This is a genomic window from Stutzerimonas kunmingensis (assembly GCF_021432085.1).
Taxonomy (GTDB): Bacteria; Pseudomonadota; Gammaproteobacteria; order Pseudomonadales; family Pseudomonadaceae; genus Stutzerimonas.
Genome location: NZ_CP090366.1, coordinates 1,084,238 through 1,104,549 on the forward strand (window position 1 = coordinate 1,084,238; position 20,312 = coordinate 1,104,549).

Annotated in this window: 17 protein-coding genes and 1 tRNA gene; 13 read left to right on the plus strand and 5 right to left on the minus strand. The window is 63.3% G+C overall.

Annotated elements, in window-relative coordinates; translation table 11 throughout:
* The first annotated feature begins 284 nt into the window (after positions 1-284).
* From LW136_RS05015 to LW136_RS05025, 3 genes are read left to right on the plus strand one after another with little or no spacing between them, the layout of a single operon-like run.
* Positions 285-941: a paraquat-inducible protein A gene (locus LW136_RS05015; protein WP_041016175.1), complete on the plus strand. Its 657-nt coding sequence runs from the start codon at positions 285-287 to the stop codon at positions 939-941.
* Positions 928-1,551, plus strand: coding sequence for a paraquat-inducible protein A (locus tag LW136_RS05020; RefSeq protein ID WP_042927444.1), 624 nt, complete (start codon positions 928-930; stop codon positions 1,549-1,551). The genes LW136_RS05015 and LW136_RS05020 overlap by 14 nt, the downstream gene beginning before the upstream one ends.
* Positions 1,544-3,853 carry a PqiB family protein gene (locus LW136_RS05025; RefSeq protein ID WP_234174734.1) on the plus strand — a complete coding sequence of 770 codons (2,310 nt, stop codon included), beginning with the start codon at positions 1,544-1,546 and terminating at the stop codon, positions 3,851-3,853. The genes LW136_RS05020 and LW136_RS05025 overlap by 8 nt, the downstream gene beginning before the upstream one ends.
* Before the next feature lie 103 nt (positions 3,854-3,956).
* Here LW136_RS05025 and mksF read toward each other — a convergent pair whose 3' ends face one another.
* The 3 genes from mksF to mksB all read right to left on the minus strand — a co-directional run bounded on the left by mksF (position 3,957) and on the right by mksB (position 8,839).
* Positions 3,957-6,791: an Mks condensin complex protein MksF gene (mksF, locus tag LW136_RS05030; protein WP_234174735.1), complete on the minus strand. Its 2,835-nt coding sequence runs from the start codon at positions 6,789-6,791 to the stop codon at positions 3,957-3,959.
* Complete coding sequence (gene mksE, locus LW136_RS05035) at positions 6,788-7,489, minus strand: Mks condensin complex protein MksE (RefSeq protein WP_234174736.1); 702 nt, start codon at positions 7,487-7,489, stop codon at positions 6,788-6,790. The genes mksF and mksE overlap by 4 nt, the downstream gene beginning before the upstream one ends.
* 108 nt (positions 7,490-7,597) lie before the next feature.
* Complete coding sequence (mksB, locus tag LW136_RS05040) at positions 7,598-8,839, minus strand: Mks condensin complex protein MksB (RefSeq protein WP_234174737.1); 1,242 nt, start codon at positions 8,837-8,839, stop codon at positions 7,598-7,600.
* 319 nt (positions 8,840-9,158) lie between these two features.
* Between mksB and LW136_RS05045 the strand changes: the two genes are divergently transcribed.
* The 5 genes from LW136_RS05045 to rimI all read left to right on the plus strand — a co-directional run bounded on the left by LW136_RS05045 (position 9,159) and on the right by rimI (position 14,739).
* Positions 9,159-10,256, plus strand: coding sequence for a carboxynorspermidine decarboxylase (locus LW136_RS05045; RefSeq protein ID WP_042927450.1), 1,098 nt, complete (start codon positions 9,159-9,161; stop codon positions 10,254-10,256).
* A gap of 26 nt (positions 10,257-10,282) precedes the next feature.
* Positions 10,283-11,524: a saccharopine dehydrogenase family protein gene (locus LW136_RS05050; RefSeq protein WP_042927451.1), complete on the plus strand. Its 1,242-nt coding sequence runs from the start codon at positions 10,283-10,285 to the stop codon at positions 11,522-11,524.
* Between the two features lie 402 nt (positions 11,525-11,926).
* Positions 11,927-13,471, plus strand: coding sequence for a 2-isopropylmalate synthase (locus LW136_RS05055; RefSeq protein WP_042927452.1), 1,545 nt, complete (start codon positions 11,927-11,929; stop codon positions 13,469-13,471).
* The gene (locus tag LW136_RS05060) at positions 13,468-14,277 is read left to right on the plus strand and encodes a hypothetical protein (RefSeq protein WP_042927453.1); all 810 of its coding nucleotides are present in this window, start codon (positions 13,468-13,470) and stop codon (positions 14,275-14,277) included. Before LW136_RS05055 ends, LW136_RS05060 begins: the two co-directional genes overlap by 4 nt.
* 9 nt (positions 14,278-14,286) lie before the next feature.
* Positions 14,287-14,739, plus strand: coding sequence for a ribosomal protein S18-alanine N-acetyltransferase (rimI, locus tag LW136_RS05065; RefSeq protein ID WP_003281964.1), 453 nt, complete (start codon positions 14,287-14,289; stop codon positions 14,737-14,739).
* Positions 14,740-15,149: 410 nt separating this feature from the next.
* On the opposite strand, the gene LW136_RS05070 is transcribed toward rimI, so the two are convergent.
* Complete coding sequence (locus LW136_RS05070; protein ID WP_042927454.1) at positions 15,150-15,692, minus strand: hypothetical protein; 543 nt, start codon at positions 15,690-15,692, stop codon at positions 15,150-15,152.
* Positions 15,693-15,872: 180 nt separating this feature from the next.
* Here LW136_RS05070 and otsB point away from each other — a divergent pair, with 180 nt between their 5' ends.
* The 5 genes from otsB (at position 15,873) to LW136_RS05095 (ending at position 19,907) form a co-directional block, all read left to right on the plus strand.
* Positions 15,873-16,649: a trehalose-phosphatase gene (gene otsB, locus LW136_RS05075; protein ID WP_234174738.1), complete on the plus strand. Its 777-nt coding sequence runs from the start codon at positions 15,873-15,875 to the stop codon at positions 16,647-16,649.
* 16 nt (positions 16,650-16,665) lie between these two features.
* The gene (gene otsA, locus LW136_RS05080; protein WP_042927458.1) at positions 16,666-18,081 is read left to right on the plus strand and encodes an alpha,alpha-trehalose-phosphate synthase (UDP-forming); all 1,416 of its coding nucleotides are present in this window, start codon (positions 16,666-16,668) and stop codon (positions 18,079-18,081) included.
* A gap of 80 nt (positions 18,082-18,161) precedes the next feature.
* Positions 18,162-18,806 carry a carbonate dehydratase gene (gene can, locus LW136_RS05085; RefSeq protein WP_234174739.1) on the plus strand — a complete coding sequence of 215 codons (645 nt, stop codon included), beginning with the start codon at positions 18,162-18,164 and terminating at the stop codon, positions 18,804-18,806.
* Entirely contained in the window at positions 18,806-19,705 is a 900-nt protein-coding gene (locus LW136_RS05090) for a DMT family transporter (protein ID WP_042927461.1), read from the plus strand. Before can ends, LW136_RS05090 begins: the two co-directional genes overlap by 1 nt.
* A 125-nt stretch (positions 19,706-19,830) precedes the next feature.
* A tRNA-Met gene (locus LW136_RS05095) sits at positions 19,831-19,907 on the plus strand.
* An 82-nt stretch (positions 19,908-19,989) separates the two neighbouring features.
* Here LW136_RS05095 and LW136_RS05100 read toward each other — a convergent pair.
* Complete coding sequence (locus tag LW136_RS05100; protein WP_080583047.1) at positions 19,990-20,283, minus strand: excalibur calcium-binding domain-containing protein; 294 nt, start codon at positions 20,281-20,283, stop codon at positions 19,990-19,992.
* Positions 20,284-20,312 lie beyond the last annotated feature (29 nt).

A 20,312-nucleotide genomic window follows, 5' to 3' on the forward strand; every position in this document is an offset into this window, starting at 1 on the left:
CTGCCTGCGATCTATCAAGCGTCGTGGTCATGCCTTCGGATAGCGCTGATGCTGAAATCAGCCGTTGCCGTTTTCTGTTGACGAACGGTTGCGCGACAAGCCGCGGGCCGGTTTGCCCTCTGGTGGCTATGAGTAGGCACTCAGCAGATAGGGTGCCAACGACAACGTATCGATAGTCCCACTCGGTCGTTCACTGCTACTGAGTGTCGTCGTCTTCGCCGACTGACAGCTCACAGCGGCGTGTGCCGCTCGTTTAGAATGAGTGCTTTGCTCGGATATTTGCCATGCCGGAATCGGCTGCTACGCCAGGGCTTGATGAGGTTCCGCTCGAGCAGTTAGTCGCTTGCCCTGAATGTGATTTGCTGATGCTCAAGCCGAACCTCAATCTCGGCGAGGTTGCTGAGTGCCCTCGTTGTGGTTGTGAGCTGTTTCGCTTGCGGCATCGAATCGTCGGACCTGGGCTGGCGTTGGTGCTCGCTGCGTTGCTGCTGTACTTCCCGGCCAACTTCCTACCCATCATGAGACTGAATCTGCTCGGCCGGGTTACTGACGATACGGTCTGGAGTGGTGTGCTCAGTTTGTATAACAGCGGCATGCAAGGTATCGCCGTGGTGGTGTTTCTCTGCAGCATGGCTGTGCCGTTACTTAAACTCCTTTGCCAGCTCGCTGTATTGCTCTGCATTGCGGTTGATCGGGCGAAGCCATTGGGTATGCTGCTCTACCGGACGTATCACCATCTACGTGAATGGGGGATGCTGGAGGTTTACCTGCTCGGCATTCTGGTGTCGATCATCAAACTCAGGGACATGGCCGAACTCAGCCTGGGTATTGGGCTGGCGTGCTTTGCCGGTCTGCTGGTCGTTCAGGTCTGGCTGGAGTTGGTGATGTCGCCGCACCAGGTCTGGCAAGCGTTGTCGGAGCGCCGCGATGCGCGCCGCTGATGCTGGGTTGATGGTTTGCCACGAGTGCCATCAGCTCAACCGGGCGGACGCCGGTCAGCGTGATCAGCGATGCGTCCGCTGCGGTGCACGCGTGCATATGCGCAGACCCAACAGCATCGTTCGAACCTGGGCGCTATTGATCACTGCAGCTCTGCTCTACCTGCCGGCGAACCTGCTGCCGATCATGACGGTACGCATGCTGGGCAGTGGCACGCCGGACACAATCATGTCTGGCGTCGTGACCTTGGCCAAGCACGGCATGTTTCCAATAGCCGCCGTGGTGTTCATCGCCAGCATTCTGGTTCCCACGTTCAAACTTGTTGGAATCGCGATGTTGCTGTTTTCAGTACAGCGCCACCATCCAATGTCGCCGCGCCAACGGATATTGGTTTTTCGCTTTATCGAGTGGATCGGACGCTGGTCCATGCTCGATATTTTCGTCATCGCCATTCTGGTGGCGATCGTCAATTTCGGCAGCCTCGCCAGCGTCGAAGCGGGCTTCGGCGCGATAGCCTTTGCCAGCGTAGTCATCCTGACCATGTTGGCTGCGATTACATTTGACCCTCGTCTGATCTGGGATAACACGGAATCCGGGAACAAGCATGACTGACCTGCCACAAGCCAATACTCGCCCTGCCTCCAGCTGGTCGGCCATCTGGATTCTGCCTCTGATCGCACTGGCTATCGGAGCGTGGCTCGCCTGGCAGGCCTATAGCGAGCGAGGCATCCACATCGAGGTGGTCTTCGAGAGTGCCGAAGGGATCGAGATCGGCAAGACGTCGGTGCTCTACAAGGGCATGACGATCGGTGTCGTGCGTGATCTGCGTCTAGGCGACGATGAGCGTCGGCAGGTCGTTGTCGCGGACATCGAGATGAACAAGGACGTCGATGGCTATCTACGCAGCGGCACGCGCTTCTGGCTGGTCAAGCCCAGTGTGACGCTAGCCGGGATTACCGGGCTGGAGACTCTGGTGTCGGGCAACTACATCGGTATCAGCCCTGCTGATGGCGAGACAACGCGGCGTTTCGTTGCGCTGGCGGAAGAGCCGCCGATGTCCGACAGCCGCATCGGCCTGCACCTGACGCTCAAAGCCGAGCGCCTTGGCTCGCTGAATCGCGGCAGTCCGGTGTTCTATCGGCAGATCCAGGTCGGACAGGTGAAGAACTACGTGTTGTCCGAGGACGACAGTACCGTCGAGGTGCAGTTGTATATCCAGCCGGAGTACGCCCATCTGGTGCGCAAGCACACGCGATTCTGGAATGCCAGCGGCGTCACCGTGGATGCCGGTCTAACGGGGGTTAAGTTCCGTACGGAGTCTCTGGCTAGCATCGTCGCCGGCGGTATCGCCTTCGCCACGCCATCTCACCGCAAGGACAGCCCTGCGACCGATCCGAGCATCCCGTTCCGGCTCTACGAGGACTTCGATGCGGCCCAGGCGGGTATCAAGACACTCGTATCTCTGCAGGATTTCGATGGGCTGCAGGCCGGCCGGACGCCTGTCATCTACAAGGGCATGCAGGTCGGTCTGCTGAAGAAGCTGGATATCGATTCCGACCTCAGCGGCGCGCAGGCCGAACTCTCCATCGACCCGCTGTTCGAGGACTATCTGGTAGAGGACACGCAATTCTGGGTGGTCAAGCCATCGGTATCGGTCGCCGGTATTTCCGGGCTCGAGGCCTTGGTGCGCGGCAATTACATCGCTGTTCGCCCCGGCGAGAAGGGTGCAGAAGCCAGGCGCAACTTCGTCGCACGCGCCAAGGCACCACCGCTGGATATACGCTCGCCCGGCCTTCACCTGGTACTGACGGCGGACAACCTCGGCTCGCTGGATGTCGGTAGTCCTGTGCTCTATCGCCAGGTACGGGTTGGCTCCGTGCAGAGTTACCAGTTCTCACGCGACCAGCAGCGGGTCGTGGTTGGCGTGCACATCGAGCAGCCCTACGCCGACCTGGTGAACAGTTCGAGCCGGTTCTGGAATGCCAGTGGCATTTCCCTTACCGGCGGGCTTTCCGGTATTGAGGTACGCAGCGAATCGCTGCAGAGCCTGCTGGCCGGGGGCATCGCATTCGAGACGCCGGAGCCGCAAGCTCCGGCTACCAGAAAGGTGCCCCGATTTAAGTTGCACAAGGACCGGGACAGCGCAATACGGCGCGGTACCTCGATAGAGATTCGTCTCGATCGCGGCGACGGCCTCGGTGCCGGCACGCCGATCCGCTACAAGGGGCTGGAGGTCGGCGAGGTTGACAGTGTGACGCTTAGCGATGACCTCGGACACGTCGTGCTGCGGGCCCGGATTACCGCCGCAGAGTCGCGGATTGCTCGTGCTGGTACTCAGTTCTGGGTCGTACGGCCCGAGCTTGGCCTCATGCGCACCGCCAATCTGGATACGCTGGTCAGTGGTCTCTATCTTGAGGTGGCTCCCGGCAAACCAGGTGCGGTCGCTCAAGCGCGTTTCGTGGGCCAGGAGCGTGAGCCGCAGAAGGCTGGTGAAGGGCTCACCCTGGTCCTCAGCGCGGCGCGTCTGGGTTCGATCAAGCCAGGCAATGCGGTCACCTACCGTGAGGTGAAGGTCGGTGAGGTGACTGGCTACGAGTTGGGGCAGACTGCCGACCGTGTATTGATCCGCGTACTTATCGAGCCGCGTTATGCTGCACTGGTGCACACCGGCAGCCGTTTCTGGGAAACCAGTGGCTTCGGTGTCGACTTCAGCCTGTTCAAGGGCGCCAGTTTGCGTACCGATTCGCTGGAGTCGCTGATCGAGGGCGGTGTTGCCTTTGCCACGCCTGATGGCGAGCAGATGGGGCGCAGCGCACTACCGGGACAGACGTTCGCCTTGTTCAAGGAGCCGCAGGAGGAATGGTTTGGCTGGGCGCCGAAGATCGAGCTGGGGCGAGCTGCCAGTGACAAGTGACGATTGATCCGGGACGTTGTTGGTGGGCTGAAGTCCACCCTACGGCGATATCCGGATGTGTATGAGAAAGGGCCCCGCGGGGCCCTTTTTCATTGCAGGGAGATCAGGCCGGTTCTTCGGTCCGTTGGGCTGAAGCAATGTGCTCGCTGGCGATCGGTTCGCGGCGGCTGATGTATTTCCAGTCCGCCTCGTCGATGTAGATACCGGCCGGCCCGCTGCCGCCCTCTAGGTCGATGGCGACGTGCGCGGAGACCTGTGGCTTCACCGACGCGAGGATCGGCACGAAGCCCAGCTGCAGGCTGGTTTCGATCAGCGCCTGCTGGTTGCGTTCGTCGATGTCAGCCGCCTCGTCGAGGTAGTAGGGCAGTCGGATGCGCCCGGCCTGCTCGCGGTCCATCAGGTGCAGCAACAGATACATGTTGGTCAGCGCCTTGATGGTCATGGTGGTGCCGTTGGACGCCGCACCGTCGATGTCGGTGTGGATAACCGGCTGGCCGCCAACCTTGGTGATCTCGAACGCCAGCTCGAATAGGTCTTTCAAGCCCAGCTGGTTGTTGTTCGCCGCCACCAGCCGCGCCAGATACTCCTTGGCTTCCTCGTTCTTCGCGTCCTGTTCGGAAGACTGGGACAGATCGAACACCGAGAGCGTCTCGCCTTCCTCGTATTGCCCGGCGCTGTGGATGATCTGATCGATATGCTTGAGCGCATCCTTGTTCGGCGCCAGCACGATGCGGAAGCTCGCCAGGTTGGAAACCTGACGCTTGTTGATCTCGCGGTTGAACAGCGCCAGCTGGTGTTCCAGGCTTTCGTAGTCGCTACGGATATTGCGCAGCGTTCGAGCGATGTCGGTGACCGCGGCACGGCGCGCCTTGGCCAGGGTCAGCGCCTCGTCCTGGCGATGCGCGTAGGCGTTGACCAAGAGTTGCAGACGACGCTCGGGATCTTCCTCGCTGTCGAACTTGGCCACGCCTTTCAGGCGCACCTGGGCATACAGCGCCTCGATCTGGCCGTCGACGCGCTGTAGCGCCTGCCAGCTGTCCTGGTAGTCGTTGAGTAGCGGCAGCAGGTTGTCCAGCGAGTCGTCCACCGGATCCATGAACGGCGTGCCGAACGGTAGGTTGGCTGGCAGCAGCTGGCGACGACGCAGGGCGTCTTCCAGCGTGCGCTCCTTGGCTTCCAGATCGGCCAGCTGACGGCCGACCAGCTGCAGCTTGGCGGACAGGTGCTGGACGCGCTCGGCGAAGGCGTCACTGGTGCGCTTGAGTTCTTCCTGGGCTGCCTCGGCCTGGGCCAGCTGCTCCAGCTTTGCCGGCTCTTCTGCGGCCAGGGTCTGGCTGCGGCGGAAGTCTTCCAGCGCTTTCTGCGCATCCAGCACGGCCTGGTACAGCGCCTCGGCCTGGGCCTTGCTCGCAGCGCGGTCGACGGCCACGGCATGCTGGGTCTTGAGCTGCTTGAGCTCGCGCTCGAGACGATCCTTCTGGTCGCGCAGGGCGGCGCGGTCGGCGAGCGCCTGCAAGGCCGGTGGTTCGATATGCGAAAGGTCGATGGACAGGCCCGGCACCGAGAAGGTGTCGCCCTTGAAGCGATCCAGCACCGCTTCGACTGCCTTGACCCAGTCCTCGCCTTCTGCAGTGATGCCTTTCTCACCCAGCGGTAGGCTGAACAGCTGGCCGTTGAACAGGCGCATCAGGCGATCCACATCGGCCTGGGAAAACTCCTCGCGCAAACGCGAATAGCTGTTGTTGTCGGCATGGTCGAGCTGCTGCTTGACCGACTTCAAGCGCTTTTCCAGGTCGCGCAGGCGCTCGTCCAGGTCCTCGCTGGAGAACTGGCGGGACTGCGCCAGTGCACCGGCCAGCTCGTCATGGGCGTCCTTGGCGGCGAGCAGCTGCTGCTCCAGCACATGGGCGTCCTCCACCAGGGTGAAACGGTTCTTCAGCACCGCCAGCTCGCCGAGCCAGCGCTGGGCTTCGCTGATCTCGCGCTCCAGCCGCATCAGCTCGCCGGTCGAACCGCGCTGTTCATTCTGCAGGCCGTCCTGCTCGCGACGGTAGTGCTCGGCCTGGATCACCAGCTCTTCCTTGCGTGCATCGGCGTAGTCGTGCCAGGTGCCGAGCAGGTTGTCGAGCAACGGCGACAGGCGATGCAGCTTGCCGCGCAGCAGCTCGCGCTGGGCGACACCGGAAGCCAGCGCTTCGACCAGCGGGCCGGCGGCGACCAGTGCCTGGTAGTCCTGCTCCATGCGGCGCACGTCGCGGAAGGCTTCTTCGGTGGCTGCGATGTAGTCGACGCTGCCCGAGCGCAGGCTGTGCTCGAAGGCATCGAGGAACAGCTGCTTCAATTTGGCCGCCGTGATCTCGCGCATGTGCAGCAGGTTGATGAACAGCGCGCGGAAGGTCTTCAGGCTCTGCTCGCTGGTCGAGCGCAGCGGGATCAGCGTCATGTCCAACGGGATTGAGGTGTGCCCGCCGACCAGCAGCCGGCGCAGTTCATCCGGCTTGGCCTCGTAGGCCTTGATGCCGGCGCGTTCGAGATTGGCGAACAGCTCGCGCTGGCGCAGGCAGGTGCCGTTCTGCTGGTAATGGTCGAGATCCAGCGAGCCCTGGTAGACGAAGAACTGGTGGCCGAAGCCGCCGCCCGGGCCGCGACCGGCCACGCCGATCACATGCGGGCCGTGGGGCAGCATGACTTCCACCAGGATGTAGCTGGTGTCGCTGGCGAAGTAGAACTTGCGTGACTGCTCGAGGCTGTACTTGCCGAAGCTCATGTCCGACATGCGCGCCAGGATCGGGAACTGCAGCGCGTTGATCGAAGCGGACTTGCCGAGGTTGTTGGCGCCGTAGACCGACAGCGGGTTCTCCAGCGGGAAGATGCCGAGGCTGTAGCCGGCGGTGTTCAGCAGGGCGAAGCGGCGAATGCCGTAGCGTTCCTGGCTCATGCTTCAAGCTCCTTTTCTGCAGCAATGGCGCGGGCGAGGGCGGCTTCTTCGGACTCTTCGACGAGAGCTTCGTCCGGCTCTTCGATAAGGATGATGTCGTCCTCGCTGTCGTCTTCAGCGATCAGCTCCGGCGCTGGTAACGGCAGGTCGCTGCTGTGCAGGCTGGCGGCGAGATCGCGGTCCTGCTGCACCGACAGGCAGACGTCGAGGAAGCGGTGCATCGGTGGCAGGAAGCGGTAGACGCCGTTGCTGTCCTCGGCGAAGCCCAGCTGCGTCAGGCGGCGGATGACCTTTTCTTTCAGCTCTTCCTGCGTGGTGACTTCGGCCTGCAGGAACAGGTCGCGGTACTTGTCCAGCAGCGCCGGCAGTTCATCGCGACCGAGGCTGCCGCCATCGAGCACGGCCAGCGGATCGCGGCCCTGGTCGGCCAGGTGCTCGACGAGGATGAAGGTGAACAGTGCCAGGCGCTGGGCGGTCTTGTTCACCTGCGCGCCCATCTGCTCGGGGACGAAGTAATAGAAGCCGCGCGGATCGCAGACCAGCTCGAAGCCGAGCGCCTTGAACAATGCGCGGTACTGGTCCTGCATGTTCGACAGCTGCGCGTAGGGCTCCGGCTCGCTGCGCGACAGGTGATAGCCCTTGAACAGCTCGCGGAAGATCGGCGCCAGCTGGGTCATTTCCTTGAGGTCGATGTTCATAGATGTGGCTCACAGGCAATCGTAGGGTGGAAAACGGCGCAGCCTTTTCCACCGGAAAGTTCGGTGTCAGCGGTGGACAAGCAAAGCGTTGTCCACCCTACGTAGGGATTAGCCATTCGCATTGGCCACCAGGGCAAAGGAGCTGAGGCTGACGCGGTGCTCGCGGGTCAGGTATTCGCGGCGTTCCAGGCGGTCGCGCTGGAAGCGGGCATCACGCGACAGGCGCGAGAACCAGTAGAGCAGCTCGTCGGTGGCGCCCTCGGGTTCCTGTTCCAGCAGCCAGGCCATCAGGTCCGGCAGCGGCAGTGCCTGCTGGCAGCGCTCGATCATCTCGCGGGCGGTGCGCGGTGCGCGCGGCTGCTCGCCCTTGCGCTTGCCGCTGGCCCGCGGGAACTGCGCCGGTTTCGGCTCGAAGCGGGCCAGGGCATAGACGTAGGCCTCGACCTGGCTGGCAGTGCCGAGAAAGGTGCTCTGCGGACGGGTGAACAGCGGCAGCGAGGCCTGCGGTACGGCGTCCAGGCCTTTCTTGCGGATCGCCGACAGCGCCAGCGCGGCGCCGCGGGTCACCGCATTGTGCCGGCGGGCTTCCTCGCGCAGCGGCAGCAGCAGTTCGCGGGCCTTGCGCAGGGTCAGCTGGGCGGTGGTCTGCATCTCGAGGATGCGCGCGTGGGTGCGCAGCAGGAGGTCGTCGTCCACCAGCTGGCCAAGGCGTTGCTGTTCGCCGAGCAGTTTCATCAGCACCTGCTCGACGCGGTGCACGCCCTGCTCGAAGGCGCCATCGGCGGAGACCAGCTGGATCATCGGCTCGACGTATTCGTCCCAAGTCGCCAACACCTCGGCATAGCGCTGGCGCAGCGGAATCTGGCGGTCGCTGGTCTTGGCCCGGTCGGCCACGGCGACCAGGGCCTGTTCGTCGTTATCGAGCTTCTTCAATACATCGCGCACGCGCATGTCCAGCAGGCGCAGCTGGCGGGCCAAGTCGTTGCCGTCGCGAATCTCGAACGCATCGAGAATATGCCCGGCCAGGCGCTCCAAGTGGCGCAGGTAGGCTTCGATCTCCAGGCACAGGCCGAGGCGGTGCTCGCGGCGCAGGTATGCGAGGAAGTCGTGGATCTGCGCGTTCAGCTCGAAGCGGTTGGGGCTCTTGGCCACCGGCACTAGGATGTCCAGGCGGATCCACTGGTCGAGCAGGGCAGTGATATCGGTGGGCGTGCCTTCGGGCAGTTGCGCGGCCAGCTGATGACGAAGTTCGATCAGACTCAGGGTGCCGGCGTCGAAACGCTCGCACAGCGGCTCGAGCAACGTCCAGTGTTCGGCGAGGGCACGCAGTACGCGCTTGGGTTCGATCATCGAGGCGCCAGTCCAGCCAGTGAAAAAAGCGCGAATTGTACTGCATTGACAGCCCACTGAAGGCCCGCCGGACAATCGGACGCGCTCTGAATGCGGCGCCCGGCAATCAACTGGGCGATTCACTTGAACGTCATTGCAGGCGGGTTAGCCTGTCTAGCATCGGCGCTTGCAGCCACATCGGTGCTGCCGGATGTCCTTGAATGGTGACGAAGTGTTGAAAATCTATTTCGATCTGCGCCGGTAATCGGCACAATTCGCGGCTTTTGCAAACGGGAGCTGCCGGCTCCTGTCCGGCGAAATCCCTTGGGGGCACGTAGACATGATCCAGACGCCGTATTACCTCATTGATAAACAGAAGCTCCTGGGCAACCTCGAGAAGATCGCCTACGTGCGCGAACAGTCCGGCGCCAAGGCGCTGCTGGCCCTCAAGTGCTTCGCCACCTGGTCGGTGTTCGACCTCATGCAGCAGTACATGGACGGCACCACCTCGTCGTCGCTGTACGAGCTCAAGCTCGGCCGGCAGAAGTTCGCCGGCGAGACCCACGCCTACAGCGTGGCCTGGGCCGACGACGAGATCGAAGAGATGGTCGCCAACTGCGACAAGATCATCTTCAACTCCATCGGCCAGCTGGAGCGCTTCGAGGCTCCGACCTCCGGCACCATCCGCGGCCTGCGCGTCAACCCGCAGGTCAGCAGCTCCGACTACCTGCTCGCCGACCCGGCGCGGCCGTTCAGCCGCCTGGGCGAGCATGATCCGGCGAAGATCGAGGCGGTGATCGGCAAGATCAGCGGCTTCATGTTCCACAACAACTGCGAGAACGCGAGCTTCGAGCTGTTCGACCAGATGCTGACCACCATCGAGGAGCGCTTCGGCCATCTGCTGGCACAGGTCCAGTGGGTCAGCCTCGGCGGTGGCATCCACTTCACCGGCGAAGGCTATCCGCTCGATGCGTTCTGTGCGCGGCTGAAGGCGTTCTCGGAAAAATTCGGCGTGCAGGTCTACCTGGAGCCCGGCGAAGCGGCGATCACCATGAGCGCCTCGCTGGAAGTGACGGTGCTCGACACCCTGTACAACGGCAAGAACCTTGCGGTGGTCGACAGCTCGATCGAGGCGCACATGCTCGACCTGCTGATCTACCGCCTCAACGCCAAGATGGCGCCCTCAGGCGGCGAGCACAGCTACATGGTGTGCGGTAAGAGCTGTCTGGCCGGCGACATCTTCGGGGAGTACCAATTCGATCGCCCGCTGGCCATCGGCGATCGGCTGTCGTTCATCGACGCGGCAGGCTACACCATGGTCAAGAAAAACTGGTTCAACGGCCTGAAAATGCCGTCCATCGTGGTAAAGCAGCTCGACGGCAGCGTCGAGGTAGTTCGTGAGTTCGACTTTAACGATTACCTGTCCAGCCTTTCCTGAGGCCGCAGTACAAGGGGGTGAAACAATTGAAGAAAAACGTTCTTATCATTGGTGCAGGAGGTGTCGCCAAGGTGGTGGCCCATAAGTGCGCGCAGCACAACGACGAACTCGGTCGTATTGCTATCGCGTCGCGCAACATCTCCAAATGCCAGGCCATCATCGACAGCGTGCAAGCCAAGGGCGGGCTCAAGCAGCCCTGCGAGATCAAGGCCTATGCGCTGGACGCCATGGACGTGGAAGCGACCAAGGCACTGATTCGTGAAACCGAATCGCAGATCGTCATCAACGTCGGCTCTGCCTTCCTCAACATGTCCGTGCTGCGCGCCTGCATCGACACCGGCGCCGCGTATCTCGATACCGCGATCCATGAAGAGCCGGGCAAGATCTGCGAAACGCCGCCGTGGTATGGCAACTACGAGTGGAAGCACCTGGCCGAATGCCAGGAAAAGGGCATCACCGCCATCCTCGGTGCCGGCTTCGACCCGGGCGTGGTCAACGCCTATGCCGCCCTGGCGCAGCAGGAATACTTCGACAAGATCGAGTCGATCGACATCCTCGACGTCAACGCCGGTTCCCACGGCAAGTATTTCGCCACCAATTTCGACCCGGAAATCAATTTCCGCGAATTCACCGGTCAGGTTTACAGCTGGCAGAACAGCCAGTGGACGACCAACCGCATGTTCGAGGTCAAGCGCACCGACGACCTGCCGGTCGTGGGCGAACAGAGCCTCTACCTGACCGGTCATGACGAGGTGCACTCGCTTTCCAAGCACCTCGACGTGCCGAACATCCGCTTCTGGATGAGCTTCGGCGAGCACTACATCAACGTCTTTACGGTGCTGAACAGCCTTGGCCTGCTCTCCGAGCAGCCGGTGCGCACCGCCGAAGGCCTGGAAGTGGTACCGCTCAAGGTGGTCAAGGCCGTCCTGCCTGATCCCGCCTCGCTGGCGCCGGGCTATACCGGCAAGACCTGCATTGGCGATCTGGTCAAGGGCACGAAGGACGGGCAGCTTCGCGAGCTGTTCATCTACAACGTCGCCGACCATGAAGAAGCCTATGCCGAGACCGACAGCCAGGGCATCTCCTACACCGCCGGCGTACCGCCGGTTGCCGCCGCGCTGCTGATCGCCCGTGGCGAGTGGGATGCCAAGCGCATGGTCAACGTCGAAGAACTGCCGGCCCAGCCGTTCCTCAAGCTGCTCGACGTGATGGGCCTGCCGACCCGGATCAAGGATGAGCACGGCGATCGGGCCTGGGATCAGGCTTGATCGGCTGCGCGTCGGCCCTGCTGCGTTAAAAACAGGCTCGGACGGTGGCTTGCCACCGAACGGCCTTTAGGCCGGCCCGAAGGGCGAGCGGAGCGAGTCATGCTCATTTACAGCAGTAAACTCCGCTTCCTCGCCTGTTTTTGCCTTGCATGGCTCTAGCTCGCTCGATCAGCCCAAAGCCCGCCTAAAGGCGGGCTTTGTGTTTTCTGGCGTAGGGTGGAAAACGCCGAAGGCTTTTCCACCGACGGGGAACGCTGGTGGAAAACGCTTCGCGGTTTTTCACCCTACGCGGCAACAACCCACGCCAAACGCAGCTTCGCCTTCCCGCTTTGTTCATTTCACGCGACAATCCGCGGACTACAGCGCCCCCTGAGAGGCGCTCGGCAGCCGTGAGGATTTCCTATGAGCAGCAATGATCGCGTCATCATCTTCGACACCACCCTGCGCGACGGCGAGCAGAGCCCTGGCGCGTCCATGACCGGTGAGGAAAAGCTGCGCATCGCCCGGGCGCTGGAGCGGCTGAAGGTGGACGTGATCGAGGCCGGCTTCGCCATCGCCAGCCCCGGCGACTTCGCCGCGGTGAAGCTGGTTGCCGACAACATCAAGGACAGCACCGTGTGCAGCCTGGCGCGCGCCGTCGATGCCGACATCGAGCGTGCCGCCGAAGCACTGGCCGGCGCCAACTCCGGGCGCATCCACACCTTCATCGCCACCAGCCCGATCCACATGCAGTACAAGCTGCGCATGCAGCCGGACCAGGTGGTCGAGCAGGCGGTGCGTGCGGTGAAGAAGGCGCGCAGCCTGTGTGCCGATGTGGAATTCTCCTGCGAGGATGCCGGGCGCTCGGAGATCGATTTCCTCTGCCGCATCATCGAGGCTGCCATCGACGCCGGTGCGCGCACCATCAACATCCCGGACACCGTCGGCTATGCGATTCCGCACCAGTACGCCGACACCATCCGCCAGCTGCTCGAACGCATCCCCAATGCCGACAAGGCAGTGTTCTCGGTGCATTGCCACAACGACCTGGGCCTGGCCGTGGCCAACTCCCTCGCGGCAGTGGTCGCCGGTGCGCGGCAGGTGGAGTGCACCATCAACGGCCTCGGCGAGCGTGCCGGCAACGCCGCGCTGGAAGAGATCGTCATGGCCATCAAGACCCGCCAGGACCTGCTCGATGTGCACACCCGCATCGAGACCGAGCACATCCTCGCCGCTTCGCGCCTGGTGTCGGGCATCACCGGCTTCCCGGTGCAGCCGAACAAGGCCATTGTCGGCGCCAACGCCTTCGCCCACGAGTCGGGCATCCACCAGGACGGCGTGCTCAAGCACCGCGAAACCTACGAGATCATGTCCGCCCAGTCTGTTGGCTGGAACGCCAACAAGATGGTGATGGGCAAGCATTCCGGCCGCGCCGCATTCCGTTCGCGCCTGGATGAGCTGGGCATCGTGCTCGAAGGCGACGAGCTGAATGCCGCGTTCGCCCGTTTCAAGGAACTGGCCGACAAGAAACACGAAATCTTCGACGAAGACCTGCAGGCACTGGTCTCCGACACCCTGGCCGACGAAGCGCCGGAGCACTTCAAGCTGGCCAGCCTGGAAGTCGCGAGCAAGACCGGCACCATCCCCGAAGCCAAGCTGGTGCTCAGCGTCGATGGCGCCGAGCGCAGCGCCCAGGCCCAGGGCTCCGGCCCGGTGGACGCCACCTTCAAAGCCATCGAGGCGATTGCCGATTCTGGCGCCACGCTGCAGCTGTATTCGGTCAACGCCATCACCCAGGGCACTGACTCCCAGGGCGAGGTCACCGTGCGGCTGGAGAAGGGCGGACGCATCGTCAATGGCAACGGCGCCGATACCGATATCGTCGTCGCCTCGGCCAAGGCTTACCTCAACGCGCTGAACCTGATGCAGGTCGGCGCCAAGGCACATCCGCAGGTGGAAGGCGTTTGATCAACGAAGCCCGGCGTCGCGCCTACCTCGACGCCATGCAGGTAGCCAGCTGGCTGCCGCGTACTGAGCTGCCGTTCGCCGCACCGTCGCGGCCGGAGTTGCTGTTGCCGGTCGCGGCCGAAGCGGAGCCGGAGATTGCCGCTGCACCTGTAGCAGAGGTGTCCGTGGCCGCTCCAGTTGCGGAGCGGTCGGCCGCAGCGCCGGCAGTCGAGCAGCCGCAAGCGCCGCGTCCATGTATCGCCATGCCGGAACCCAAGCAGCCGGAACCGGTTGCTGCTGCGGCGGTAGAACAGGCGGCCGAACCGGCCAAACCCATCGAGCCACCGCCACGTTTCTCGCTGCAGCTAATGCGCGCCGGCAACGTGTTGCTGGTGGTGGAGTTGCCCACCGGCGAATCCTTCCAGAGCCGCGACCCGGCCTACATCCTGCTCAAGGACCTGCTGCGCGCCGCACGTCTGCCGGACAAGCCGCAGCAGGTCGGCGATGGCGAGCCGATTCGCTGGCCGCTGCTGAACAAGGGCAGCCTCGACCAGGGTGGAGAAGCCGCGCGTGATTACGTGCAGGGCGTGATGGCCGCCGAGCTGGAAAACATGGGCTGCGATTGCATCTGGCTGATCGGTCGTCCGGCGCTGCGTTTCGCCGGTGAAGTGGATGTCGACGCCTGCTATCGCGAACTGGCTGTCGAGGGGCTCGGTCGCGCACTGGCGATGCCCGGCCTGGAACAGCTGATGGAGCAGCCGGCCGCCAAGGCCGAGCTGTGGAAAACCCTGCGCCGCAGCATGCCGCGCTGGCACATAGGTTCATGAGTACGTGTGATGAGTGATGCTGTCAGCTTCCGCCCGATGACCGCGGCGGACATCGAAGCCGTGTTGAAGATCGAGTACGCCGCCTTCAGCCACCCCTGGACGCGCGGCATCTTCAACGACGCGCTGAGTGCCTACGAGTGCTGGGTGATGTTCGAGGGCGAGCAGCAGGTCGGCCACGGTGTGATCAACCTGATCCTCGACGAGGCGCACCTGCTCAATATCACCGTCAAGCCGCAGAGCCAGGGCCGCGGCCTCGGCCTGCGCCTGCTCGAGCATCTGATGGAGCGTGCCCGCGAACGCGGCGGCCGCGAATGCTTCCTCGAAGTACGTGCGAGCAACACCACGGCCTATCGGCTTTACGAGCGTTATGGCTTCAACGAAGTTGGCCGACGCCGGGCCTACTACCCGGCGGCAGACGGCCGTGAAGATGCGCTGGTGATGGCCTGCACGTTGCTGGATTGATTGCTGCGGGCTTCGGTTTTTGTGCTGGAGTTCGCCGGCGCCACGATCACGGTTGCCGACCTCTGACTGTCACCAGCCCCGGTAGGGTGGATCACGCTTCACCGATCCACCGAGTTCGCGTCATGGTGGATGTAAAAAGCGACATCCACCCTACGCCCACTGGACTGATTGCTGCGGGCCGAGGCCCCGGCTTTTGGGCCGCGCTCGTCGGCGCCCACGTCTCGCTGTTGCCGATCTCTGACTGTCGCCAGCCTTGTAGGGTGGATCGCGCTTCACCGATCCACCATGCTCGCGTCATGGTGGATGTAAAAAGCAAACATCCACCACGCCTACGCAAGGCAGCCGAGGCCGCCTTATGAGTTCCGCGACCCTGTCGCTTCCGCCTACCGAGTGCGGCAAATGGCTCCGCTCTATTCCCCCGGCCGCTTGTCCCGGCCCGAATCCAGAGGGGCTTCGCCTTCCAGTTCTTCGTCCGACAGCACGCTGTCGTCCTCACGCAATACCGCATCGCCGCCGCTGAGGCCGGTGTCTTCGTCGCCTTCGGCGGGGCCGTCCCAGGGTTTGCCGTCAAGCGGGTCGTGGCGGCCGAGTTCGGCCTCGTCGAGATCCACATCGGCGCCGATCTCATGCTCGGAAACCACGCTCAGGTCCTGATCCGCCGGCTCGCCATGGCCGCGCTCGCTCGGCGAGCGTGCGCCGTCCTCGGGGATCAGTGTTTCCGGCGCCATGTCGTCCATTGTGGTCTCGCCATCCGGGACTTCGCCGGCTGTCATGCCTGCTTCGGCGGCGCGTTCGGAGGTGAACTCGTCGGCCACCTGTTCACCGGGCACCTCGTCGCCGATGCGACCCTTGCGCTCGTCACGGCGCTGATCGAAATCGAGCTGTTCGATGGAGCCCATGCGGTCTTCGGTGTTGTCGATTTCCGTTGGGGTGTAGGGTTTTTGATCGCTCATGATCGTCTCCTGTCAGAACGTCGGTCATGCAGGTTGTGACCCGGCCGCCCTGGGAAGATTCAGGGCTGTCGGCTGGCCGATAACGCCATTCGGGTCCATCCTTTCCTGCGGCCGTAGATGCCTGAGCGTCTTGAGAAAAAGGGGACGAACCACCGCGCGTGATCCGGAGTCCTACTCTGCATGAATGATCAAAACGACCAACCTGCGCCAGCGCCTTGGCGCTACGCCTTCTTCTTCGATGTCGACGGAACGCTGGCTGAGATTCAGCCCCGACCGGAACTCGTCTTCATTCCACCGTCCACCCTCGCGGCCCTGGAACGCCTGCATGCCGGCGGCATTCCCGTCGCCGTGATCTCCGGCCGACCGCTCGCGCAGCTCGATGCGCTGCTGGCGCCCCTGCAACTTCCCGCCGCCGGCGTGCACGGTGCCGAGCGCCGTGATGCCACGGGTGAGCTGCGCAACCTGGCACTCGACAATCAGGCGCTGGAGCGCATCCAGCGTGAGTTGCAGCAGGCCTGCAGCGAGCATCCCGGCCTGCACCTGGAGAACAAGAGCGTCGCCTTTGCCCTGCATTTTCGTCAGGCGCCGGAGCTGGAGGAGGTTGCCCGCACACTCGCCGAAGACTTCGCCCAGCGTTACGCCGAGGTACTGACCCTGCAGCCCGGCAAGTGCGTGTTCGAACTCAAGCCCCGCGGCGCGAGCAAGGGCGAGGTGATCCGCGCATTCATGCAGGAGCCGCCTTTTGCCGGCTGCATCCCCGTGTTCCTTGGCGACGATCTCACCGATGAAGCCGGCTTTGCCGCCGTCAACGCGCTCGGCGGCCGGTCCATCAAGGTCGGCGACGGCCCCAGCGAGGCCCGCGAACGGGTGGCGTCGGTGGCTGCCGTCGGCAGCTGGATCGAAGCGCTGCTGAACGAACCCGGTGTGCCGGCCGAACCCAGAATAAAACCCGACTAGAGCGAGATTTACTGCCATGAGCCGTTTAGTAGTGGTTTCCAACCGCGTGGCGCCAATCAAACCGGGCAAGGTAGCCGCCGGAGGGCTGGCCGTCGGTGTCTACGATGCGCTGCGCCAAGCCGGTGGCATCTGGTTCGGCTGGAGTGGCGAGATCAGCGCGACCCCGACGATCAACACCGAGGAAGTGGGCAACATCACCTACGTCACGCTGCCGCTGAACAAGCGTGACTACGACCAGTACTACCGGGGCTTCTCCAACAACACACTCTGGCCGATCTTCCACTACCGTATCGACCTCGCGCGCTACAGCCGCGAAGAATACGACGGCTACCGGCGGGTCAACGGCATGCTGGCCGAGAAACTCCTACCGCTGCTTGAACCTGACGACATCATCTGGATTCACGACTACCACCTGATCCCGTTCGCCGAAGCCTGTCGGCAGCTGGGCATCCGCAACCGCATCGGCTTCTTCCTGCATATCCCGTTTCCCGCGCCGGAAATCCTCACCGCCATTCCGCCGCACAACGAGCTGCTGAAGACCCTCTGCTACTACGACCTGATCGGCTTCCAGACCGACACCGATCGCCTGGCCTTTCAGGACTACATCACCCGCGAAGTGCGCGGTGTGATCGAGCCGGACGGCAGCCTGACCGCCTACGGGCAGAACTTCCGCGCCGGGGTTTACCCGATCGGCGTGGTACCGGACGAAATCCAGAAGCTCGCCGAAGGCTACAAGGGCCGCGCCCATCCCATGCGCCGGGCCAGCGATACCCGGCGGCAGACCATCATCTCGGTCGACCGCCTGGACTACTCCAAGGGCCTGGTGGAACGCTTCCGCGCCTACGAGGAGTTTCTCGACCGCTATCCCAAGCACCGCAACAACGTCGAATTCCTGCAGATCGCGCCGACCTCGCGTTCCGACGTGCGCACCTATCAGCACATCCGCGAGCAGCTCGAGAGCCAGGCCGGGCATCTCAACGGGCGCCTGTCCGATCTTGACTGGACGCCGCTGCACTACCTCAACAAGAGCTACGACCGCCGCGTGCTCATGGGCCTGTTCCGCACCGCCGACGTCGGCTTCGTCACGCCGCTGCGCGACGGCATGAACCTGGTCGCCAAGGAATACGTCGCCGCGCAGGACCCGGAAGATCCCGGCGTGCTGGTGCTGTCGCGCTTCGCCGGCGCCGCACGCGAGCTGACCTCCGCGCTGATCGTCAATCCGTACGACTGCGTCGGCATGGCCGAAGCCCTCGACCGCGCGCTGAGCATGCCGCTGGCCGAACGCAAGGACCGCTACGAGCACCTGATGCGCGCCATTCGCGCAGCCGATCTGGATGCCTGGCGCGACAACTTCATGCGTGACCTGCGTTCGTACGTCTCCCAGCCCAGCACCACGGTCATCGAGACTGAAGAACTCGTCGAGCCGGACTGATCGCCCGTGCGAGCCGGCCTTGCTTGTCAAAGGCCAGGCCGGCTCGTAAGGTGCGGGGCCGAACCATAGGGACAACGTAGATGAGCGAGCTGGAACCGCTGTTCGAGAACAACGCCCGCTGGGCCGAGGCCATCAAGGAAGAAGACCCCACCTTCTTCGAGAAACTGTCCAAGCAGCAGGCACCGGAGTACCTGTGGATCGGCTGCTCCGATGCCCGCGTGCCCGCCAACGAGATCGTCGGCCTGTTGCCGGGCGACCTGTTCGTCCATCGCAACGTCGCCAATGTCGTGCTGCACACCGACCTCAACTGCCTGTCGGTCATCCAGTACGCGGTCGACGTGCTCAAGGTCAAACACATCCTCGTCACCGGCCACTACGGCTGCGGTGGCGTGCGTGCCTCCATGCGCGACGACCAACTGGGCTTGATCGACGGCTGGCTGCGCAGCATCCGCGACCTCTACTACGAGCACCGCGTGCACCTGTCCAAGCTGGACGGCGAAGAGGAGCAGGTCGACCGCCTCTGCGAGCTCAACGTCATCCAGCAGGTCGCCAACGTCAGCCACACCACCATCGTCCAGAACGCCTGGCACCGCGGCCAGCCGCTGGCCGTGCACGGCTGCATCTACGGCATCAAGGATGGCCTGTGGAAGAACCTCAACGTCACCGTCAGCGGGCTCGATCAGCTGCCGTCGCAATACCGCCTGCGTCCGCCGCGTAACGCCTGATGAACAGCCGCCACGCTCCGGCATTCGCCGGTCTGCTCATCGCTGTGCTCTGCTGGAGCGGCAACGCGCTGGTGGCCCGTGCCTTTTACGATCAGATCCCGCCGCTGAGCCTGTCGTTCTGGCGCTGGGTGCTGGCCACCACGCTGCTGCTGCCCTTCGTCGCCCGAGGCATCTGGTTGCACCGCGCCACCCTGCGGGCTGCCGGCTGGCGCCTGCCGGTGATCGCCGCGCTCGGCATCGCCAGCTACAACTCGCTGCTCTACACCGCCGCGCAAAGCACCGAAGCGATCAACCTGACGCTGGTGAACACCTGCCTGCCACTGGCGACCTTCATCGGGGCGGGCTTCCTGCTCGGTGAATGGCCACTGCGACGCGCCTGGTTCGGCATGGCCGTGGCGGCGGCGGGGCTGCTCTACCTGATCAGCCGTGGCAGCTGGCAGACGTTCGCCAGCCTGTCGTTCAAGGCCGGCGACCTCATCATGCTGCTCGCCGTGCTGGTGTGGGCGCTGTACACGCTGCTGCTGCGGCGCTGGTCGAGTTTCCTTACCGTGCCCCCTCTGGTGCTGCTCGGCGTGCTGATGCTGCTGGGCGTGCCGCTGATCCTGCCGTTCTACCTGTACGAACTGAGCCGGGTAGGGGGCTTCGCCGCCACGCCGGCCAACCTCGGCGCCATCGGCTACACCGCCGTGTTCGCCTCGCTGATCGCCTACCTCGCCTGGAACCACGGCGTAAAAGTCGTCGGCGCCGCCAAGGCCGCCATGGCCAGCTACCTGATGCCCGTGTTCACCGCGCTGCTCGGCTGGGTGCTACTAGGCGAAGCCCTGCAACCCTTCCACTGGATCGGCGGCACCTTGATCTTCGCCGGACTGCTCCTGGCCACGCGGCCGTCATTTCGCTAGCGGCGCCTCACATGGCGCGGCCTAGGCGCTATTGACCGTTCATAACTAACCGTTTGAAAAGGATAAAAAATCTGCGGAGCCAGGGTTGACAGCCCCAAGCGACCAGAGAATAATGCGCGCCACTTGGCTACATAGCTCAGTTGGTTAGAGCGCAGCATTCATAATGCTGATGTCCCAGGTTCAAGTCCCGGTGTAGCCACCAGACACAGAAAGGCGGTTAGCGAAAGCTAACCGCCTTTTTTGTTTTCTGGCCGATGACTACGAATCGCCAGATTCGACTGGCTTCAGCGGCAATACTGCTGCTCGCACGGAACGCCATCCATATCCCCGTCCATGGTCGTGCCAGGGCAATTCCGAAGAAAGAACGTCGCTTCTTCGCAGGATCGCATCTGCGAGCAATGCGTGCGCCCATCGCATGAATAAGCGCGTGCTGCTGGTTTAGAAAAACCAGCAGGCGCATTAGATGAGGCCGTCGATGTGGGATAAGCCGTGGAGGCAGCCGTCTGCGCTGCATCAGGCTTCAGGTAAAAATGCCAAATCGCCGCACCGATCATTAGCGCAATCACCAGGTTCTTCATTGTGAGTCCTTTCAGCAATCATCGAGAGG

Excerpts from the sequence above, each read along its gene's own strand:
- LW136_RS05015 (WP_041016175.1), top strand. The coding sequence starts at position 285 with ATGCCGGAATCGGCTGCTACGCCAGGGCTTGATGAGGTTCCGCTCGAG.
- LW136_RS05020 (WP_042927444.1), top strand. The coding sequence starts at position 928 with ATGCGCGCCGCTGATGCTGGGTTGATGGTTTGCCACGAGTGCCATCAG.
- LW136_RS05025 (WP_234174734.1), top strand. The coding sequence starts at position 1,544 with ATGACTGACCTGCCACAAGCCAATACTCGCCCTGCCTCCAGCTGGTCG.
- mksF (WP_234174735.1), bottom strand. The coding sequence starts at position 6,791 with ATGAGCCAGGAACGCTACGGCATTCGCCGCTTCGCCCTGCTGAACACC.
- mksE (WP_234174736.1), bottom strand. The coding sequence starts at position 7,489 with ATGAACATCGACCTCAAGGAAATGACCCAGCTGGCGCCGATCTTCCGC.
- mksB (WP_234174737.1), bottom strand. The coding sequence starts at position 8,839 with ATGATCGAACCCAAGCGCGTACTGCGTGCCCTCGCCGAACACTGGACG.
- LW136_RS05045 (WP_042927450.1), top strand. The coding sequence starts at position 9,159 with ATGATCCAGACGCCGTATTACCTCATTGATAAACAGAAGCTCCTGGGC.
- LW136_RS05055 (WP_042927452.1), top strand. The coding sequence starts at position 11,927 with ATGAGCAGCAATGATCGCGTCATCATCTTCGACACCACCCTGCGCGAC.
- rimI (WP_003281964.1), top strand. The coding sequence starts at position 14,287 with ATGAGTGATGCTGTCAGCTTCCGCCCGATGACCGCGGCGGACATCGAA.
- LW136_RS05070 (WP_042927454.1), bottom strand. The coding sequence starts at position 15,692 with ATGAGCGATCAAAAACCCTACACCCCAACGGAAATCGACAACACCGAA.
- otsB (WP_234174738.1), top strand. The coding sequence starts at position 15,873 with ATGAATGATCAAAACGACCAACCTGCGCCAGCGCCTTGGCGCTACGCC.
- otsA (WP_042927458.1), top strand. The coding sequence starts at position 16,666 with ATGAGCCGTTTAGTAGTGGTTTCCAACCGCGTGGCGCCAATCAAACCG.
- can (WP_234174739.1), top strand. The coding sequence starts at position 18,162 with ATGAGCGAGCTGGAACCGCTGTTCGAGAACAACGCCCGCTGGGCCGAG.
- LW136_RS05090 (WP_042927461.1), top strand. The coding sequence starts at position 18,806 with ATGAACAGCCGCCACGCTCCGGCATTCGCCGGTCTGCTCATCGCTGTG.
- LW136_RS05100 (WP_080583047.1), bottom strand. The coding sequence starts at position 20,283 with ATGAAGAACCTGGTGATTGCGCTAATGATCGGTGCGGCGATTTGGCAT.